This is a genomic window from Streptomyces sp. NBC_00510 (genome assembly GCA_036013505.1).
Taxonomy (GTDB): Bacteria; Actinomycetota; Actinomycetes; order Streptomycetales; family Streptomycetaceae; genus Actinacidiphila.
In genome coordinates, this window is record CP107851.1 from 9,480,876 (window position 1) to 9,495,433 (window position 14,558).

The window sequence follows — 14,558 nt, forward strand, 5'->3', positions numbered from 1 at the left end:
GCACGCACCGCCCACCGATCCGGAGATACCGACGCGCACATGGTGACCATCGCCTACCAGGGAGAACCCGGATCGAATTCCGCCGCCGCGGCCCGCAGGCTGTACCCCGAGAGCCGGGAGCTGCCCTGCACGACGTTCGAGCAGGCGCTGGAGGCGGTCGCGGTGGGGAGCGCGGAGCTGGCCGTGATCCCCGTGGACAACTCCGCCGCCGGTCGCGTCGCGGACGTCCACCACCTGCTGCCGGAGGCGGACCTCTCGATCATCGCGGAGTACTTCCTGCCGATCCGCTTCGACCTGATGGGCGTGCCCGGGGCCACGCTGGAGGACGTCGTGTGCGTCCGCAGCCATGTGCACGCCCTGGGGCAGTGCCGGAAGATCATCCGCGAGGGCGGCTGGCAGACGCTGGTGAGCGACGACACCGCGGGCGCCGCCCGCGAGGTCGCGGAGCTCGGCGACCCGCGGCACGCGGCGCTCGCCCCGCCCGGCGCGGCGGACCTGTACGGGCTCCAGGTGCTGCGCGGCGGCGTGGAGGACACCTCCGACAACACCACCCGCTTCGTCGTCCTCTCGCGCGACGCCGTGTTCCCGCCGGACTCGGGCACGCCGATGATGACCAGCCTCTTCTTCTCGGTGCGCAACATCCCGAGCGCGCTCTACAAGGCGCTCGGCGGCTTCTCCAGCAACGCGGTGAACCTCACCAAGATCGAGAGCTACCAGGTGGGCGCGGGGCTGAAGGCCAGCCGCTTCTACATCGAGATCGAGGGCCACCCGGAGGAGAGCAGCGTGGCCCTGGCCCTGGAGGAACTGCGCTTCTTCTCCTCCGAGGTGCGGATCATGGGCGTCTACCCGGCACATCCGCACCGCTTCCTGGACCACGACTGACGCAGGATCCGGCTCCTCGGCACGAGGACTCCGCCGATGGCGCGCAGCGTCCCGGCGGCCGCGTTGTAGCTGCGCTCCATTACCGCGATGCGGCGGCCGGCGGTCGACGTGCCGAGCAGGAAGAGCGTCGCCAGCCGGGTGCCGCGGCAGCCCCCGCGCTCCCTCATGTGGTCGGGCGTGAGGCGGAGGAAGAGATGGACGAGGCCGTCGCCGTCCGACCCGGAACCGCCCCCGCAGCCCGGCCGCGCGGTGCGCCCCGCGGGCCGCACACCCCCTCGGGGCGGCTTTCACCCCGACGGCCCATGGCCGTGACCCGGTCGGCATACGCGGCCGGGCCTGTCGCCGCCGAGCCGTGAACACTCAGGTGCCGTAGGGCCCCCGCCCTGAGCACCGAGGAAAGCGAGATACGGCATGGCGGCAACTCTGGATTCCCGCTCGCGGCGTCGCATACGCCGCGCCCACGTCGCCGCGGCCGGCTGCGCCCTGGCCTTCTGCGCGTCCGCCGCGGCCCCGGCCGCCGCGGACGGGGACACGACCGGGACGAGGCCGACGGTGGTCCTGATCCACGGGGCGTTCGCGGACGCCTCCAGCTGGAACGGGGTGATCGAACGGCTCGAAAGCCGCGGCTACCCCGTCATCGCCCCCGCGAACCCGCTGCGCGGGCTGTACAGCGACTCCACCTACATCGCCTCCGTACTGGAGAGCATCAAGGGCCCCATCGTCCTGGCGGGCCACTCCTACGGCGGCGCGGTGATCAGCTCCGCCGCGGCGGGGAACCCCCAGGTGAAGTCGCTGGTGTACGTCTCCGCGCTGATGCCCGACGTCGGTGAGAGCGGGATGTCGCTGTCCGAGCGGTTCCCCAGCGCGCTGGGCACCGCCACCAAGTCCGTGCCGTTCCGGGCCGGCGGGGGAGTCAGCGGTACCGACCTCTACCTCAAGCGCGACAAGGTGCACCCGGTGTTCGCCGCCTGCCTGCCGGAGAGCCAGGCGAACCTGCTGGCGGTCACCCAGCGGCCCGCGGCCACCACCGCGTTCTCGGAGAAGGCCAAGGTCGCGGCCTGGAAGACGATCCCGTCCTGGGCCCTCGTCGGCCGCCAGGACATGACGATCAACCCGGACCAGGAGCGCTTCCAGGCGGAGCGCGCCCACTCCCACACCGTGGAGCTCGACACCTGCCACGTGTCCCTGATCGCCCGGCCCGACGCCGTCGCCGACCTGATCCTCCAGGCCGCCACCGCCGCCGAGTCCGGCCGCCCGGCGCTGGCCGACACCGGGTCCGGCGAGCACCGGCCGGGCGTCGGCGCTCTGGCCGGCGCCGCCGGGGGCGCGTTGGCCGCCGGCGCGGCCGCCTTCCTCGGCGCCCGTCGCCTGCGGCGCCGCTCCGGCTGAGCGGCCTGCCGCGAGCCACGCCCGACGTCAGTGGCCGTGGTCGTGGCCGCCCGTCCCGCCGCCGTCCGTGCCGGCATGGCCGTCCTCCGGACCGGCCGTGACCGTGAACGCGGCGGTGCGGACCGTCCCTTGGTGCTTGAAGTCCAGGAAGAGGCGGTACGTGCCCGCGCTCGGGGCCGTGGCGGTGAAGGAGACGTCCGGCCCGGGCGCGGTCGCGCCGTCGCCCGGGGCGCCGCCCGGGTGCACATGCAGATACGCCAGGTCGCCGGCGCGCAGGGCGACCAGGTGGCCGTACGCACCGAGGTACGGCTGCAGGTCGGTGACCTGGCGGCCGTCCTTCGTCACCGTCAGCCGGAGCTCCCGCGCGGCGCCGGGTTGCAGGCCGCCGTGGAGCGTCACGGTGTAGCCGTCCACGGTCGCCGTCCGGGAGACCGGCGCGGGGCTGCCGGGCCGGTGGTCCCCGGCCACGGAGAGGTCCGCGCCCAGCGTGAGGTTCCGGCTGCCCTTCGCGGCGGGGGTGAAGTCGGCGAAGATCCGGTGGTCCCCGGCGCGGGGGAGGCTGACGGGGGTGCTCCACGTGCCGTCGGCGGCCCGGACCGGATGCAGATGGCGGTAGGACGTCAGGTCGCGTGAGACGACGATCAGGTGCAGCTCCTTCTCGTGGGCCCGCCGGTACGAGGTGAGCGGGTGACCGTCGGCGTCGCGTATGAGGAAGCGCAGTTCGGCCGGGCGACCGAAACCGACGTGTGGCGTGCGGAGGTCGAGGGTGTAGCCCGCCTCGCTGATCGCCAGGCCTCCCGCGGGCTGGGCGGCGCCCTCGTCGTCGGCGGTGTCATGCGCGTGTCCCGGCCCCGGCGCGTTCGCGCCGGCGGCCGGTGGGCGGACCGGGTCGAAGGCCGCACCCACGCCGTAGGCGGTGCCGAACGAGGCCGCCAGGGCGACGGCGAACGCGGTGATCTTCGTTCCGGTGTTCAAGGCTGCTCCGTGGGTGCCGTGGCATGGGGACGCGTGCCGGGTGGGCGCGTCGCTCCACGCTATACCCCCTGGGGGTATGTGCCAAGGTATATGAGGGCGGCACGGGAATACGGGGTGGGGGTATGTGCGGCTGTGGTCGTCAGGCGGGCGTCAGGACCTGTTCGGTCCAGATCGTCTTGCCGCGCGGATGGTGACGGGTGCCCCACTGCTGGGCGAGCTGCGCCACGAGGAGCAGACCCCGCCCGCCCTCGTCGTACGTGCGGGCACGGCGCAGGTGCGGGGTGGTGTTGCTCGTGTCCGTGACCTCGGTGATGAGCGCCGTGTTGTTGTGGATCAGGCGCAGCTGGATGGGCGGCTTGCCGTAGCGGATGGCGTTGGTGACCAGCTCGCTGACGAGCAGTTCGGTGGTGAACGAGGTCTCCTCCAGGCCCCACGTCGTCAGCTGCGACGTGGTGTGGTGGCGGGCGTGCGCGACGGTGGCGGGGTCGTTGGGCAGCTGCCAGGTGGCGATGTGGTCGGAGGGCAGCGTGCGGGTCCGGGCGACCAGGAGGGCGATGTCGTCGGTCGGGCGGTGCGTGATGAGGGTGGTCAGGACCCGGTCGCAGACCGTGTCCAGCGACGAGGCCGGGTGCGCGAGGGCTGTGAACATCTTGTCCAGGGACTGGTCGATGTCGTTGTGGTGCGGGTCCAGCAGCCCGTTGGTGTAGAGGGCGAGGACCGTGCCCTCGGGGAGGTTCGTGGTCATCGTCTCGAACGGGAGGCCGCCCAGGCCCAGCGGGGGGCCGGCGGGGACGTCCAGGAAGTGGACGGCGTGGTCGGGGGTCACCACGGCGGGCGGAGGGTGCCCCGCGCGGGCGAGGTTGCACTGGCGCGTGATCGGGTCGTACACCGCGTACAGGCACGTGGTGCCGATCCCGCCCGCGGTCTCCGCGTCCTGGTCCTCCCCGGCGTCGTCGGAGCAGAGGTGGATCACCAGGTCGTCGAGGTGGGTGAGGAGCTCGTCCGGTGGCAGGTCCACGTCGGCGAGGGTGCGCACCGCGGTGCGCAGCCGCCCCATCGTGGCCGACGCGCGGATGCCGTGCCCGACGACGTCGCCGACCACGAGGGCGACACGGGCGCCGGACAGGGGGATCACGTCGAACCAGTCGCCGCCCACCCCGGCGTGCGTCGTCGCGGGCAGGTAGCGCGTGGCGATGTCCAGGGCGTCCTGCTCGGGCAGGGTGTGCGGCAGCAGGCTGCGCTGCAGCGTCATCGTCGTCGTGCGCTCCCGGGCGTAGCGGCGGGCGTTGTGGATCGCGGTGGCGGCCTGATGGGCGAGCTTCTCGGTGAGGGCGAGGTCGTCGGCGGTGAAGGGGACCGGGTTGCGGTGGCGGCTGAAGACGGCCAGCCCGAGGGTGCCGCCGCCGGCCGTGAGGGGGATCGCGATGACCGAGTGGGTGCCCGCCTCGCGGATCCACGCGGCCCGGGGGTCCTGGGCCGCCCAGCGGGCGAGGGTGGCCTCGGTGATGTCGTACAGCGCGGCCTTGCCGGTGGCCAGCGTCTGCGCGGGAGGGGACCCCGGGGGGTAGGTCGCGGTGTCGCCGAGGGCGATGAGGGCCTCGGGGGTGCCGGGCAGGATGGACCTGGCGGCGGTGCGGGTCACCGTCACCGGACCGTCCGACCCGGCGGCCCGGGCGCCGGTGGAGGGCTCGATCAGGTCGACGGCGGCGTAGTCGGCGAGCTCTGGCACCACGAGGTCGGTGAGCTCCTGGGCGGTGCGGGTGGTGTCCAGGGTCGTGCCGATGCGGGTCGCGGCGTCGTGCAGGAGGTTCGAACGGCGCCGCACCTCGGGGTCCTCAGCGGCCGGGTGGGTGGTGAGCACCACCCCGCGCACCGTCCCCGCGGGGTCGGCGAGCGGGGTGAGGGTCGCGTGCAGGGCGTGTTCCCCGTCGGCGCCGTCACCCGCGCCGGTCCCGTCCCGCGCCCGGTCGGTGTCCCCCGGCGCGGTGCCCGGGCCGCCGTCGTCTCCGGCGGCGGTGGAGCCTTCCGCGGTGAAGGGGGCCGGGGCGTGCTGCGGGCGTCCGCTGGTCAGGACGCTCCGCATGTGGGCCTCCGTCTGCCGGGCCGTGTCACCGGGGGCGAGGTCGGCCAGCCGTAGGCCGCGCATCTCGGCTTCGCGCAGACCCAGGGTGTCCTCGAAGGCGGCGTTGGCCCGCGTCAGCCGCAGCCCGGTGTCGAAGACGGCCTGCGGGCAGGGGGACTGGGTGAACGCCCAGCCGCACACCGCGTCGTGCGCCGGCGGGTCGCCGGGGGTCCCGGGGACCGCCGCGACGACGAGCCAGCCGCTCCTGTCGTGCCCGTCGCCGTTGTGCCCGGGCCCGGTGTCGTCCGGTGGCCGGCCGGAGGTCTCGCGGTGGTGGGCGAGCAGGCGCAGGCGCAGGGTGTGTCCGTCCCGGTGGCGGAGCGCGAGGGTCCCGGCCCAGCGCGGCGTGGAAGGGGGCGGCGCGTGCGGCGGGGGTTCGGCGAGCAACAGCGTGGCGGGATGACCGATGATCTCGGCGGGCGTGTGGCCGAGCAGATGGTGGGCCTGGGCGCTCCAGCCGGTGACGATCCCGTGGTCGTCGAGCGTGGCGGACGCGGTGTAGGCGGTGCCGCCGTCGGTGCCCAGGGATTCCGGCTGTCCACCGGCGGCGCTGGGAAGTGGCTCCATGGCAGTCATCTCGCCCTCGCTAGGTTCTTTCCCCCGCGGGGGCGGGGGAACCGGGCTCGGCCAGGGCATCCACTGACCAGCATCGTGCCTGTGACGGGTGAGCACCAACGCAACGGGCGGGGCGGGCGCCGGGCGAGGCCCTGGGAGGGCATCGGCAGGGGTGCCCCGGCATGAGAGCATCGCGGGCATGTTCCCGGAGACCTCCCGGCTGCGCGTACGCCGATTCGGCCCCGCTGACGCGCCGGCCCTGGCCGCCTACCGGTCCGACCCCGCCGTCGCCCGCTACCAGGGCTGGAGCGAGCCGGTGTCCCCTCAGGCGGCCGCGGACCTCGTCGCGCGGTTCGCCGCGGGGGATCCGGAGGAGCCCGGCTGGTTCCAGTACGCGGTGGAGCTCGCCGCCACCGGCGAGCTGATCGGCGACATCGGCGTGTGCCTGCACGACAACCGGATGCAGGCCGACCTCGGTTTCACCCTCGCCCGCGCGCACCAGGGCCACGGCTACGCCGCCGAGGCCGTCACCGCGCTGCTGGACCGGCTCTTCACCGTGAGCGGCCTGCACCGCGTCTCCGCCGAGTGCGACGCGCGGAACACCGCCTCGGCGCGTCTGCTGGAGCGTGTCGGGTTCCGGCCGGAGGGCCGTCGCCCGGCCCACACCTGGATCAAGGGGGAGTGGACCGACGACCTGCTGTTCGGTCTGCTCGCCACCGACTGGGAGACGCGTCACCCGGGCACCGGACGCGACGGGGAATGACGACGGGGAATGACCGCTTCCGGTTCACGGTTGGACCAGGCGCGGGAGACCTGCCACAGGACTCCACGGGGACGCGGAGCGGTCCGCCCCCACGGAGTGCCGCCGAGCAGGAGAACGGCCCCGCTTCGATCCGGCGCCGGCCTGGCCCCCCTTCCCGGCCGGCGCCGATCGTGCCAAAGGACCCCGGGGTGCCGATTGGCTCCGGACACCCCGTCACACCGCGTGTGGCCGTGGCCGGTTGAGCCCGGGTGGGTCAGTCCGGCTCGCAGGAACCCCTCGACGGGTGTCTGATGTGGTCAGCGGCCCGGGGCCCCGGAGTGGCCCTCGATGAACGGCCCCGGGCCCGCTTCGTGTGTCATGCCTCCGCCCCCGGGCGATTCCACCACGGAAGAAGCCTCCTGACGGATCGTCATGCGGCGATGGGCTGCCGGGCCTCACTGATCGCCCAGGCGGCGTTGACCAGGCCGATGTGGCTGAACGCCTGGGGGAAGTTGCCGAGCAGTTCACCGGTGGCCGGGTCGATCTCCTCCGCCAGGAGGCCCACGTCGTTGACGTACGCCGCCGCCCGGGCGAAGACGTCGCTGGCGCGTTCGGCCTGGCCCGACAGGGCCAGCGCCTGGGCCAGCCAGAAGGTGCACAGCAGGAAGGTGCCCTCCTCGCCGGCGAGGCCGTCCACCCCCTCCGCGGTGCGGTACCGGTAGACCAGCCCCGCGGCGTCGGTGAGCCTCCGCTCCGTCGCGTCGATGGTGGCGCGGATCCGCGGGTCGCCGGCGGGCAGGAAACCGACGATCGGCATCATCAGGTTCGACGCGTCGAGGGCGGTCGAGCCGAAGTACTGCGTGAAGGCGCCCGCCTCCTCGTTCCAGCCCTCCCGCAGCACGGTCCGGTGGATCTCCTCCCGGGTCCTCCGCCAGTCCGCCACCTTGTCCCGGCGCGCGCCCAGGCGTTCGGCGAGCCGCACCGCCCGGTCCAGTGCCGCCCAGCACATGACCTTGGAGTACAGGAAGTGGCGGGGCTCGCCACGGACCTCCCAGATTCCCTGGTCCTTCTCGGTCCAGCGCTCCGCCGCGGCGTCCGCGCACGCGACGAGGAAACGCCGGGTGTCGTCGTCGATCCGGTGCAACTGGTCCGAGAGGCGGTACGCGGCCTCGAGGAGCTCGCCGTAGACGTCGATCTGCTGCTGGCACCACGCTCCGTTGCCCACCCGCACCGGCCGGCTGTTCCGCCATCCTCGCAGGTGGGGGAGGGTGCGCTCGCTCAGGTCGTGCTCGCCGCCCACGCCGAACATGATCTGCAGTGTCCGGTCCTCGCTCAGCGACGGCGCGGCGGTCGCCAGGAAGGCGAAGAAGTCGTGCGCCTCGTCGGGGCAGGCCGCCACCCACAGGGCCTCCATGGTCAGGCAGGCGTCCCTGACCCAGGTGTAGCGGTAGTCCCAGTTGCGTTCGCCGCCCACGCCCTCCGGCAGCGAGGTGGTCGCGGCGGCGATGATGGCGCCGCTGGGCTGGAACGACAGCGCCTGCAGCACCCGGCCGCTGTGGTGCACCAGGTCGCGCCAGGGCCCGTCGTAGGCCTGGTGCATGTCCGACCACGACTGCCATGCCGCGATGGTGGAGTCCAGGCGGCCGGACAGCTCCTCCTGCGTCCAGACATGGGCCGGGGGCTCCTCGAGCGTCGAACGGTGCAGGCCGAAGCAGACGGACTCGCCGGCCCGCAGGGTGAAGGCGCCGTTGGCCGTGGCGTCCGCGAAGTCCATGCGGTACGGAGTGGTCAGCACCAGCCACTCGGCCCCTCCCCGGGACGTGACCCCGCCCGCGGTCCCCGACAGGATCGGCGCGACGAGCCCGTACTCCGGTCGCGGGCGGTACGTCGTCTCCACCGGCACCTCGCCCTCGGCACAGGTCAGCCTGCGGGCCAGCAGGTGCGGTGCGCCGGCCCCGAGGCTGTGCTCGTCGCCGTCCGGGCCGGTCAGCAGGGCGTCCGTGAGCGTGACCGTTCCCGAGGCGGTGCGGAAGGTGGTCTCCAGCACCATGGACCGGTCCACGTAGGTCCGCGTCGCCTCGTACGGGACCGACGGCCGGACCGACCAGTGACCGGCCGCGCCGTCCAGCAGCCGCGCGAAGACCGAGGGGCTGTCGAACCGGGGGAAGCACAACCAGTCGACGGAGCCGTCCCGGCTCACCAGCGCGGCGGAGTGCCGGTCGGAGATCAGTGCGTAGTCTGCGATCGCGGTCGAACTCATGGCGGCTCCCACGGACGGTGGCTCAGCGGACCGGCCGGCCGTTGCCGTACGCCGTGCGCGGCTCGAACGCCGCGCCCCGCGCCGCGAGTTCGGCCGGGGCCCTCCCGACGTCCCCGGCCTGCCACGACATCCGGGCGGAGGTCCAGGCACAGGCGCCCGCGGGACCGGCCGTCACGCGGCCCCTGGCCGGACCGGCCCCGCCGTCTGCGTCCATGCCTCCAGTGTGCCGCGGCCGGCGACGGGCGACCGGGTACGCGGGTGTGCGGGGGTCCGTGGTGTCTGAATTCGCCGGTCGGGGGGTGTGGGGGGATGCTGGTGTATATGAGTACGCGCGTTCCTGCGGATTCTGTGGCTCGGGCGGAGTTGCCCGGGTGGTCGCCGATGCTGGCGGTGGCGGGGCCGTTGCCGGGGTCGGGGGCGGAGGCGGAGTACGGTTTCGAGCCGTTGTTCAACGGTGCCCGGGTGCTGGTGTACCTGCCGGGGGACGGCCAGGTGCGGTTGGTGTCGGGGATCGGGCAGGACGTGACGGCGGGGTATCCGGAGTTGCGGGGGTTGCCGGGGTTGTTGCCGCCGGGTCTGGTGGGGGTGCTGGACGGGGAGATCGTGGCGTTGGGGAAGCATGGTGGGGTGTCGGTGGAGCGGTTGCAGCGGCGGATGAGTCTGCGGCATCCGGCGGCGGTGGCGGAGGCGGCGGAGGCGATGCCGGCGCAGTTGGTGGTGTACGACATCCTGCACTTGGGGGAGCCGGTGTTGCATTCGCCGTACACGGCGCGGCGGGCGTTGCTGGATGATCTGGGGGTGTCGGGGCCGCATGTGGTGGTGCCGCCGTACTGGCCGGCGATGGCGAGTGAGGCGTTGCACTACATCCGTCAGGAGGGGTATGACGGTGTGGTGGCGAAGCGGTTGACCAGCACGTACCTTCCGGGTCGCCGCAGCCGTGACTGGATCAAGGTCAAGAACCTCCACGCCGACGACTCCTGACCCCGGCGAACCCAACCCCCCTTTCGCGCAGCCGGCTTGGCGGCCCGCGGCAATCCGGGTCGGTCGAAGTCGCGTGGAAGCGAGGCGGCATGCTCGAACTGGATCCGCCGTTCCGGCAGGTGCGCAGGCACGACGGCTACCTGCCGCTCGAGGACTTCGGCCTCATCGGTGACGGCAGGACGGCGGCCCTCGTCGGCCTCGACGGCTCCCTCCCGTGGCTGTGCCTGCCCCGGTTCGACGCCGCACCCCTTTTCTGCGGCCTGCTCGACCCCGCCCGCGGCGGGCACTTCACCGTGGCGCCGGAGGAACTGCGGGAGGCCCGCCAGCGCTACGGGCCCGACACCGGCGTCCTCGTCACCGAACTGCGCTGCCCCACCGGCACGGTGCGCGTCACCGACGCGCTGGTGCTGCGCTCCGGCGCCGACCTGACCGACGACGCCCCCGCCGACCGCGGCGAACTCGTCCGCTCGGCCGTCGTCCTCGACGGCCGCGTGCGCCTGCGCGTCGACGTCGAACCGCGCGGCGGTGCGCAGGCCCAGGCGCTGTTCAGCGGACTGGAGGTCCGCGTGCCGCGCCGGCCGGACCTGCGGCTGCACCTGCGCTCCAGCCGTCCGCTGGAGTCCCTGCACAGCGCCCATGACCTGCGGCAGGGCGAGCGCCTCGACCTGGTGCTGTCCTGGGGCCGCTTCCACCGGCACCACCGGTTCGACGCCGAGGCGATGGTGGCCGGCACCGCCGACGCCTGGCGGCGCTGGATGACCGACTTCGCCTACGACGGCCCCGAGGAACCCCTGGTCCGCCGGTCCGCGATCACTCTGAAGCTGTGCGACGACTGGGCGAACGGCTCCCTGGTCGCGGCGCCCACGTCCTCCCTTCCCGCGCCGGTCGGCGGGATCCGCAACTGGGACTACCGCTACACCTGGATCCGCGACGCCGCCTTCACCGTGTTCGCCATGCGCCGCATCGGCTTCCGCGGCGAGGCGGACGCGTTCCTCGGCTGGGTCCTGGACGCGTTCGAGCACAGCCGGCGGCCCCGCATCATGTACGACGTCGACGGCTGCCCGGTGCCCGGCGAGGTCGAGGACCCCGGGCTGGAGGGCTACCGGCGCTCGGCCCCCGTACGGTGGGGCAACGGAGCCGCCGACCAGCGTCAGCACGACGTCTACGGCGAGGTGCTGGACTGCGCGGACCAGTGGCTGCTCGCCGGCGGCGCCCTCGGGCCCGCCCTGCGGAGCGGCCTGTGCCGGCTCGCGGAGACCGCCGACCGGGCCTGGCGGGAACCCGACCAGGGCATCTGGGAGGTGCGCAGCGAAGGCCGGGTGTTCACCTACTCCGCGGGGATGTGCCAGGTGGCCCTCGACCGGGCGGCATCGATCGGCGAGCGGCTCGGCCTGCCCGGGCGGACCGCCGCGTGGCGGGCCTCCGCGGACGAACTGCGCCGGCTGATCCTCGAGCGCTCCTGGGACGAGGACGCGCGGACCCTCGGCCGGTACCTGGACGGCGGCGGTGGACTCGACGCCAGCCTGCTCGCGCTCCCGCTGCGGCAGGTCGTCCCCGTCGGCCATCCGCGCGTGGTCGCCACCGCCGCGGCGATCGCCGACCGTCTCTCGGCCGGCGGCGGACTGCTCCACCGCTACCTCCACGACGAGTCGCCGGACGGCCTCCCCGGTGACGAGGGGGCCTTCGTCCTGTGCAGCTTCTGGCTCGTCGACAACCTGACCGGCCAGGGCAGGATCGAGGAGGCCGAGGAGCTGTACGCCTCGCTGTGCGGCCGGGCGAGCCCGCTCGGGCTGATGTCGGAGCAGATCGACCCCACGACGGGGGAGTTCGCGGGCAACCACCCGCAGGCGTTCAGCCACATCGGGATCATCGCCAGCGGCGTGAACCTGGCGCGTGCGCGGCGTGCCGCGCACGAGGAGGCGGGTGCGACGTCGTGATCCGTGGTGCCGGCGTGGTCGCGGGGTCGGTGTCGCCGCGGCGGCACCGCGCCCGCCGCCCGGGTGCGGTCACCTTCCGTGCGGAAGGGGTCACAGTCCGAGGGCGATGGCGGTGCGGGTGAGTTCGGCGGTGCTGTAGATGCCGAGCTTGGCGCGGATGCGGCGGAGGTAGGCGTCGACGGTGTGCTTGGACAGTCCCATGTGGCGGGCGGTCTGGAGGTAGGTGCGGCCCGCGGCGATGTGGCGGAGGGTCTCGCGTTCGCGGGGGGCGAGTTCGGGGACGTCGCCGCTGGTCTCAGCGGTGTCTGTGTCGGGGCTGGGGTCGGCCTGGGGCGTGGCGGGTGCGGAGCTCATGGGGTGTCCTTCGGCGGTTCGGCGGCTGCGGTCCCTGCTCACGCCCTCGGAAGCAGGAGGTCGATGTCCGATTAAGGCGTTTTGCCCTCTATGGACCACCTTCGCGCTGCGACGTCATGACCCCGTCCGCCGACTGTCACAGGCGTGTCACGAGGCGAGGACCTTGCCCGCCGTGCGAGGGCGGGGGACGCCGTCGACCGCCGTGCAGATCCCGTGGACCCGGCCGTATCCGGTCCAGCCGTTGACATGGCCCCGGTTGTTGCTGATCTGCACCCGCTTCCTGGCCGGGTCCACCGCGGACACCAGGTGCAGGTACACCGTGCCCGCGACACGGGCGAGCACGATGTCGCCGACCTCGAGCTTCGACGGGTCGGCCGGGGCGACGGTCACCAGCCCGCGGCTGCGTATCAAGGGGACCATCGAATAGCCGCTGGGCCGGAACTCGACGCTCGCCCCGCCGGCCAACCTGCCCGCCACCGCGTCCAGTGCTCCCATGGGGCGATGGTGACGCACACCGCTCCGTTGGCCAACCGGATATTTCCGCGCCTTGGATGACGTGCGGTCGGTCGATGATCCGGCGGCGGCATGCAAGAGGGCGCGGTTCACCTGCCGGGTGAACCGCGCCGTGTTGGGGGAGGGGGCGCGGCATGGGCGCCTTCGGGCCGGGCTGACGTCGGGCGCCCGCACCGTCGGGGCCCGTCGGGCGTGAAGCCGTCCTCGCCGCACGCGGCGGGCTTGGGCGCCGCCGTACCGGCCCGGACGGAACGCCTCGGCCGGCGCGCGGGGAGCGGCCATGGACGCGACCGGAAGGAAGGACCCGCGGGCGAGTCCTTCACGGCCCGGCGTGGCGGCCGGCCCCAGGGCTTCGCGGAGGCCCCACCGGGTCCCCGCCGTGCGAGGTGGGGCGGTCAGAGGGTGGGGCGGGCGTCGGGGAGCAGGAGCCCGAACCAGTCGCCCATGAGCAGCTGCGCCTTCCAGGTCGCGACCTGGTCCTCGGAGACCCTGTACTGTGCCGCCACCTCGGAACCGCGGGCCTCGCCGGTGGCCATGAGCACCACGATCCGGGTCTTGTCGACGACGGACAGCTGGTCCTCGGGCTTGTCCGGCAGGGCGCCGGGCACGGCGCATCCGGACGCGGCCGCCGCTACGGGCAGGCCGGGCAGGCCGCCCGGACCCGCCGCGCCCTTGTCGCCCCCGGGAATCCCTTCCCGTGAGCACGGGGCGGGGCGGTCGGCGGAGGTGTGGGTCAGGTGTGCGGCACCCGTGGTGCCGGCGGCGACCGCCAGGGCGGCCATCACCAGGGCGACGGGCCGCTGCAGTGTGTGCCTGGACATGGCAGGTGCTTCTTTCCGGGAGGAGTGCGGGGAGGGGTGTCGCGGAAGGGCGGAGGTCCGAGGAGGGCGTGAGGACCTCCGCCCCCGTCCGCGGCGGGCCGTTGCGGCCCGTGCCTCCGGCAGGCCCTGGCGGGCCGGGGAGTCGTCAGCCGGCGTTGGTGGCGTTGTCGTCGCCGACGACGTGTTCTCTTCCGTGAGCCGGAGAAGTGCTGATGTGTCCAGTAAGCCGTGCCGCCGCTCACGTGTCATGTCGCTGGATTTCGGGACTTGACAGGAACGTCGCCGCTCGGGGCGCGGGCAGCCCGTGGCTCAGCCGGCGCGCCGGTAGTGGGCGGCGACGGCGGGCTGGCCGGTGTAGTTGGGTCCCGCGTCCGGGTCGGCGCCGACGTAGTGCAGGGGGAGGCGGACGGTGCGTGGCCCGGTGAGCGCGAGGCGGTGGTGGCGCGCGCTGTAGGCGAACCCCTCGGCCCGCAGGGCGGCCAGGACGAACCGTCCGGCGGGGCCGCCGTCCGCCCAGCGGATCGAGGCGGGGTCGAGGTGCGCGGTCAGCAGACCGCCGGGCCGGAGCCAGCCTGCGGCGCGGGGGAGAGTCGCGAGCCGGTCGCCGACGTAGTGGAGGCCGTGCACGCAGGTGATCAGGTCGTACGGGGCGGTGGGCTCCCAGTCCGTCACCGATGCCGTGACCAGCTCCACGGCGGGCGGCAGGGGCGCCGGTGCCAGGGTCCCACCAGGTCGACGCCGGTCAGCCGCGCCGTCGCCGGCAGGCGGCCTGCGGCCTCCCGCAGGGCCAGCCCTTCCCCGCTGCACAGGTCGAGCCAGCGCGGCTCGGGGGTGCGCGCCAGCAGGTGGCCGACCGGGTCGAAGCCGAGCTCGCGGGCGTAGCTGTTGGCGCCGGTCAGACCCCGCTCGCGGTTCATGGTGTTGTTGGCGACGACGGCGGTGCGCTCGAGCCGGTGGTCGGGCAGCAGATCGGGCGAGGTCATCGGACCATTCTCGGCGCCGATCCGCCTGTTCCCCAAGCGGGTTG

At 73.8% G+C, this 14,558-nt stretch carries 15 protein-coding genes; 5 read left to right on the forward strand and 10 right to left on the reverse strand.

What is annotated here, in order from left to right; genetic code table 11:
* Positions 1–39 precede the first annotated feature (39 nt).
* Entirely contained in the window at positions 40–882 is an 843-nt protein-coding gene (locus OG937_43260; GenBank protein ID WUD78056.1) for a prephenate dehydratase, read from the forward strand.
* On the opposite strand, the gene OG937_43265 is transcribed toward OG937_43260, so the two are convergent.
* Positions 843–1,049: a hypothetical protein gene (locus tag OG937_43265; protein WUD78057.1), complete on the reverse strand. Its 207-nt coding sequence runs from the start codon at positions 1,047–1,049 to the stop codon at positions 843–845. The two genes, OG937_43260 and OG937_43265, sit on opposite strands and share 40 nt — an antisense overlap.
* A gap of 244 nt (positions 1,050–1,293) precedes the next feature.
* Here OG937_43265 and OG937_43270 point away from each other — a divergent pair, with 244 nt between their 5' ends.
* On the forward strand, positions 1,294–2,271 hold the full coding sequence (locus OG937_43270; protein WUD78058.1) for an alpha/beta hydrolase: 978 nt from the start codon (positions 1,294–1,296) through the stop codon (positions 2,269–2,271).
* Positions 2,272–2,298: 27 nt separating this feature from the next.
* Here the strand turns inward: OG937_43270 and OG937_43275 are convergent, their stop codons facing one another.
* On the reverse strand, positions 2,299–3,246 hold the full coding sequence (locus OG937_43275; protein ID WUD78059.1) for a DUF748 domain-containing protein: 948 nt from the start codon (positions 3,244–3,246) through the stop codon (positions 2,299–2,301).
* A 139-nt stretch (positions 3,247–3,385) separates the two neighbouring features.
* Positions 3,386–5,935 carry a SpoIIE family protein phosphatase gene (locus OG937_43280; GenBank protein ID WUD78060.1) on the reverse strand — a complete coding sequence of 850 codons (2,550 nt, stop codon included), beginning with the start codon at positions 5,933–5,935 and terminating at the stop codon, positions 3,386–3,388.
* A 187-nt stretch (positions 5,936–6,122) separates the two neighbouring features.
* On the opposite strand from OG937_43280, the gene OG937_43285 reads away from it, so the two are divergent.
* Positions 6,123–6,686 (forward strand): GNAT family N-acetyltransferase, encoded by a 564-nt coding sequence (locus OG937_43285; protein ID WUD78061.1) that lies wholly within the window; start codon positions 6,123–6,125, stop codon positions 6,684–6,686.
* A gap of 409 nt (positions 6,687–7,095) precedes the next feature.
* Here OG937_43285 and OG937_43290 read toward each other — a convergent pair whose 3' ends face one another.
* Both OG937_43290 and OG937_43295 read right to left on the reverse strand, forming a co-directional pair.
* Positions 7,096–8,925 (reverse strand): glycoside hydrolase family 15 protein, encoded by a 1,830-nt coding sequence (locus OG937_43290; GenBank protein WUD78062.1) that lies wholly within the window; start codon positions 8,923–8,925, stop codon positions 7,096–7,098.
* A gap of 22 nt (positions 8,926–8,947) precedes the next feature.
* Positions 8,948–9,139: a hypothetical protein gene (locus tag OG937_43295; protein WUD78063.1), complete on the reverse strand. Its 192-nt coding sequence runs from the start codon at positions 9,137–9,139 to the stop codon at positions 8,948–8,950.
* Positions 9,140–9,306: 167 nt separating this feature from the next.
* Between OG937_43295 and OG937_43300 the strand changes: the two genes are divergently transcribed.
* Entirely contained in the window at positions 9,307–9,906 is a 600-nt protein-coding gene (locus tag OG937_43300; GenBank protein WUD78064.1) for a hypothetical protein, read from the forward strand.
* Between the two features lie 89 nt (positions 9,907–9,995).
* A complete protein-coding gene (locus tag OG937_43305) occupies positions 9,996–11,843 on the forward strand; it encodes a glycoside hydrolase family 15 protein (GenBank protein ID WUD78065.1) in 1,848 nt (615 codons plus the stop codon).
* A gap of 90 nt (positions 11,844–11,933) precedes the next feature.
* On the opposite strand, the gene OG937_43310 is transcribed toward OG937_43305, so the two are convergent.
* The 5 genes from OG937_43310 to OG937_43330 all read right to left on the reverse strand — a co-directional run bounded on the left by OG937_43310 (position 11,934) and on the right by OG937_43330 (position 14,514).
* Complete coding sequence (locus tag OG937_43310) at positions 11,934–12,197, reverse strand: helix-turn-helix transcriptional regulator (GenBank protein ID WUD78066.1); 264 nt, start codon at positions 12,195–12,197, stop codon at positions 11,934–11,936.
* 147 nt (positions 12,198–12,344) lie between these two features.
* Positions 12,345–12,692, reverse strand: coding sequence for a S26 family signal peptidase (locus OG937_43315; GenBank protein ID WUD78067.1), 348 nt, complete (start codon positions 12,690–12,692; stop codon positions 12,345–12,347).
* Between the two features lie 413 nt (positions 12,693–13,105).
* Complete coding sequence (locus OG937_43320; GenBank protein ID WUD78068.1) at positions 13,106–13,531, reverse strand: hypothetical protein; 426 nt, start codon at positions 13,529–13,531, stop codon at positions 13,106–13,108.
* A 309-nt stretch (positions 13,532–13,840) separates the two neighbouring features.
* Positions 13,841–14,224 (reverse strand): class I SAM-dependent methyltransferase, encoded by a 384-nt coding sequence (locus OG937_43325; GenBank protein WUD78069.1) that lies wholly within the window; start codon positions 14,222–14,224, stop codon positions 13,841–13,843.
* Positions 14,200–14,514 (reverse strand): hypothetical protein, encoded by a 315-nt coding sequence (locus OG937_43330; protein WUD78070.1) that lies wholly within the window; start codon positions 14,512–14,514, stop codon positions 14,200–14,202. Before OG937_43330 ends, OG937_43325 begins: the two co-directional genes overlap by 25 nt.
* Between the last annotated feature and the right edge of the window lie 44 nt (positions 14,515–14,558).

Coding starts and splice junctions, on each gene's coding strand:
- OG937_43285 (WUD78061.1), top strand. CDS start 6,123: ATGTTCCCGGAGACCTCCCGGCTGCGCGTACGCCGATTCGGCCCCGCT.
- OG937_43290 (WUD78062.1), bottom strand. CDS start 8,925: ATGAGTTCGACCGCGATCGCAGACTACGCACTGATCTCCGACCGGCAC.
- OG937_43260 (WUD78056.1), top strand. CDS start 40: ATGGTGACCATCGCCTACCAGGGAGAACCCGGATCGAATTCCGCCGCC.
- OG937_43305 (WUD78065.1), top strand. CDS start 9,996: ATGCTCGAACTGGATCCGCCGTTCCGGCAGGTGCGCAGGCACGACGGC.
- OG937_43295 (WUD78063.1), bottom strand. CDS start 9,139: ATGGACGCAGACGGCGGGGCCGGTCCGGCCAGGGGCCGCGTGACGGCC.
- OG937_43265 (WUD78057.1), bottom strand. CDS start 1,049: ATGAGGGAGCGCGGGGGCTGCCGCGGCACCCGGCTGGCGACGCTCTTC.
- OG937_43270 (WUD78058.1), top strand. CDS start 1,294: ATGGCGGCAACTCTGGATTCCCGCTCGCGGCGTCGCATACGCCGCGCC.
- OG937_43300 (WUD78064.1), top strand. CDS start 9,307: ATGCTGGCGGTGGCGGGGCCGTTGCCGGGGTCGGGGGCGGAGGCGGAG.
- OG937_43310 (WUD78066.1), bottom strand. CDS start 12,197: ATGAGCTCCGCACCCGCCACGCCCCAGGCCGACCCCAGCCCCGACACA.
- OG937_43330 (WUD78070.1), bottom strand. CDS start 14,514: ATGACCTCGCCCGATCTGCTGCCCGACCACCGGCTCGAGCGCACCGCC.
- OG937_43315 (WUD78067.1), bottom strand. CDS start 12,692: ATGGGAGCACTGGACGCGGTGGCGGGCAGGTTGGCCGGCGGGGCGAGC.
- OG937_43320 (WUD78068.1), bottom strand. CDS start 13,531: ATGTCCAGGCACACACTGCAGCGGCCCGTCGCCCTGGTGATGGCCGCC.
- OG937_43280 (WUD78060.1), bottom strand. CDS start 5,935: ATGGAGCCACTTCCCAGCGCCGCCGGTGGACAGCCGGAATCCCTGGGC.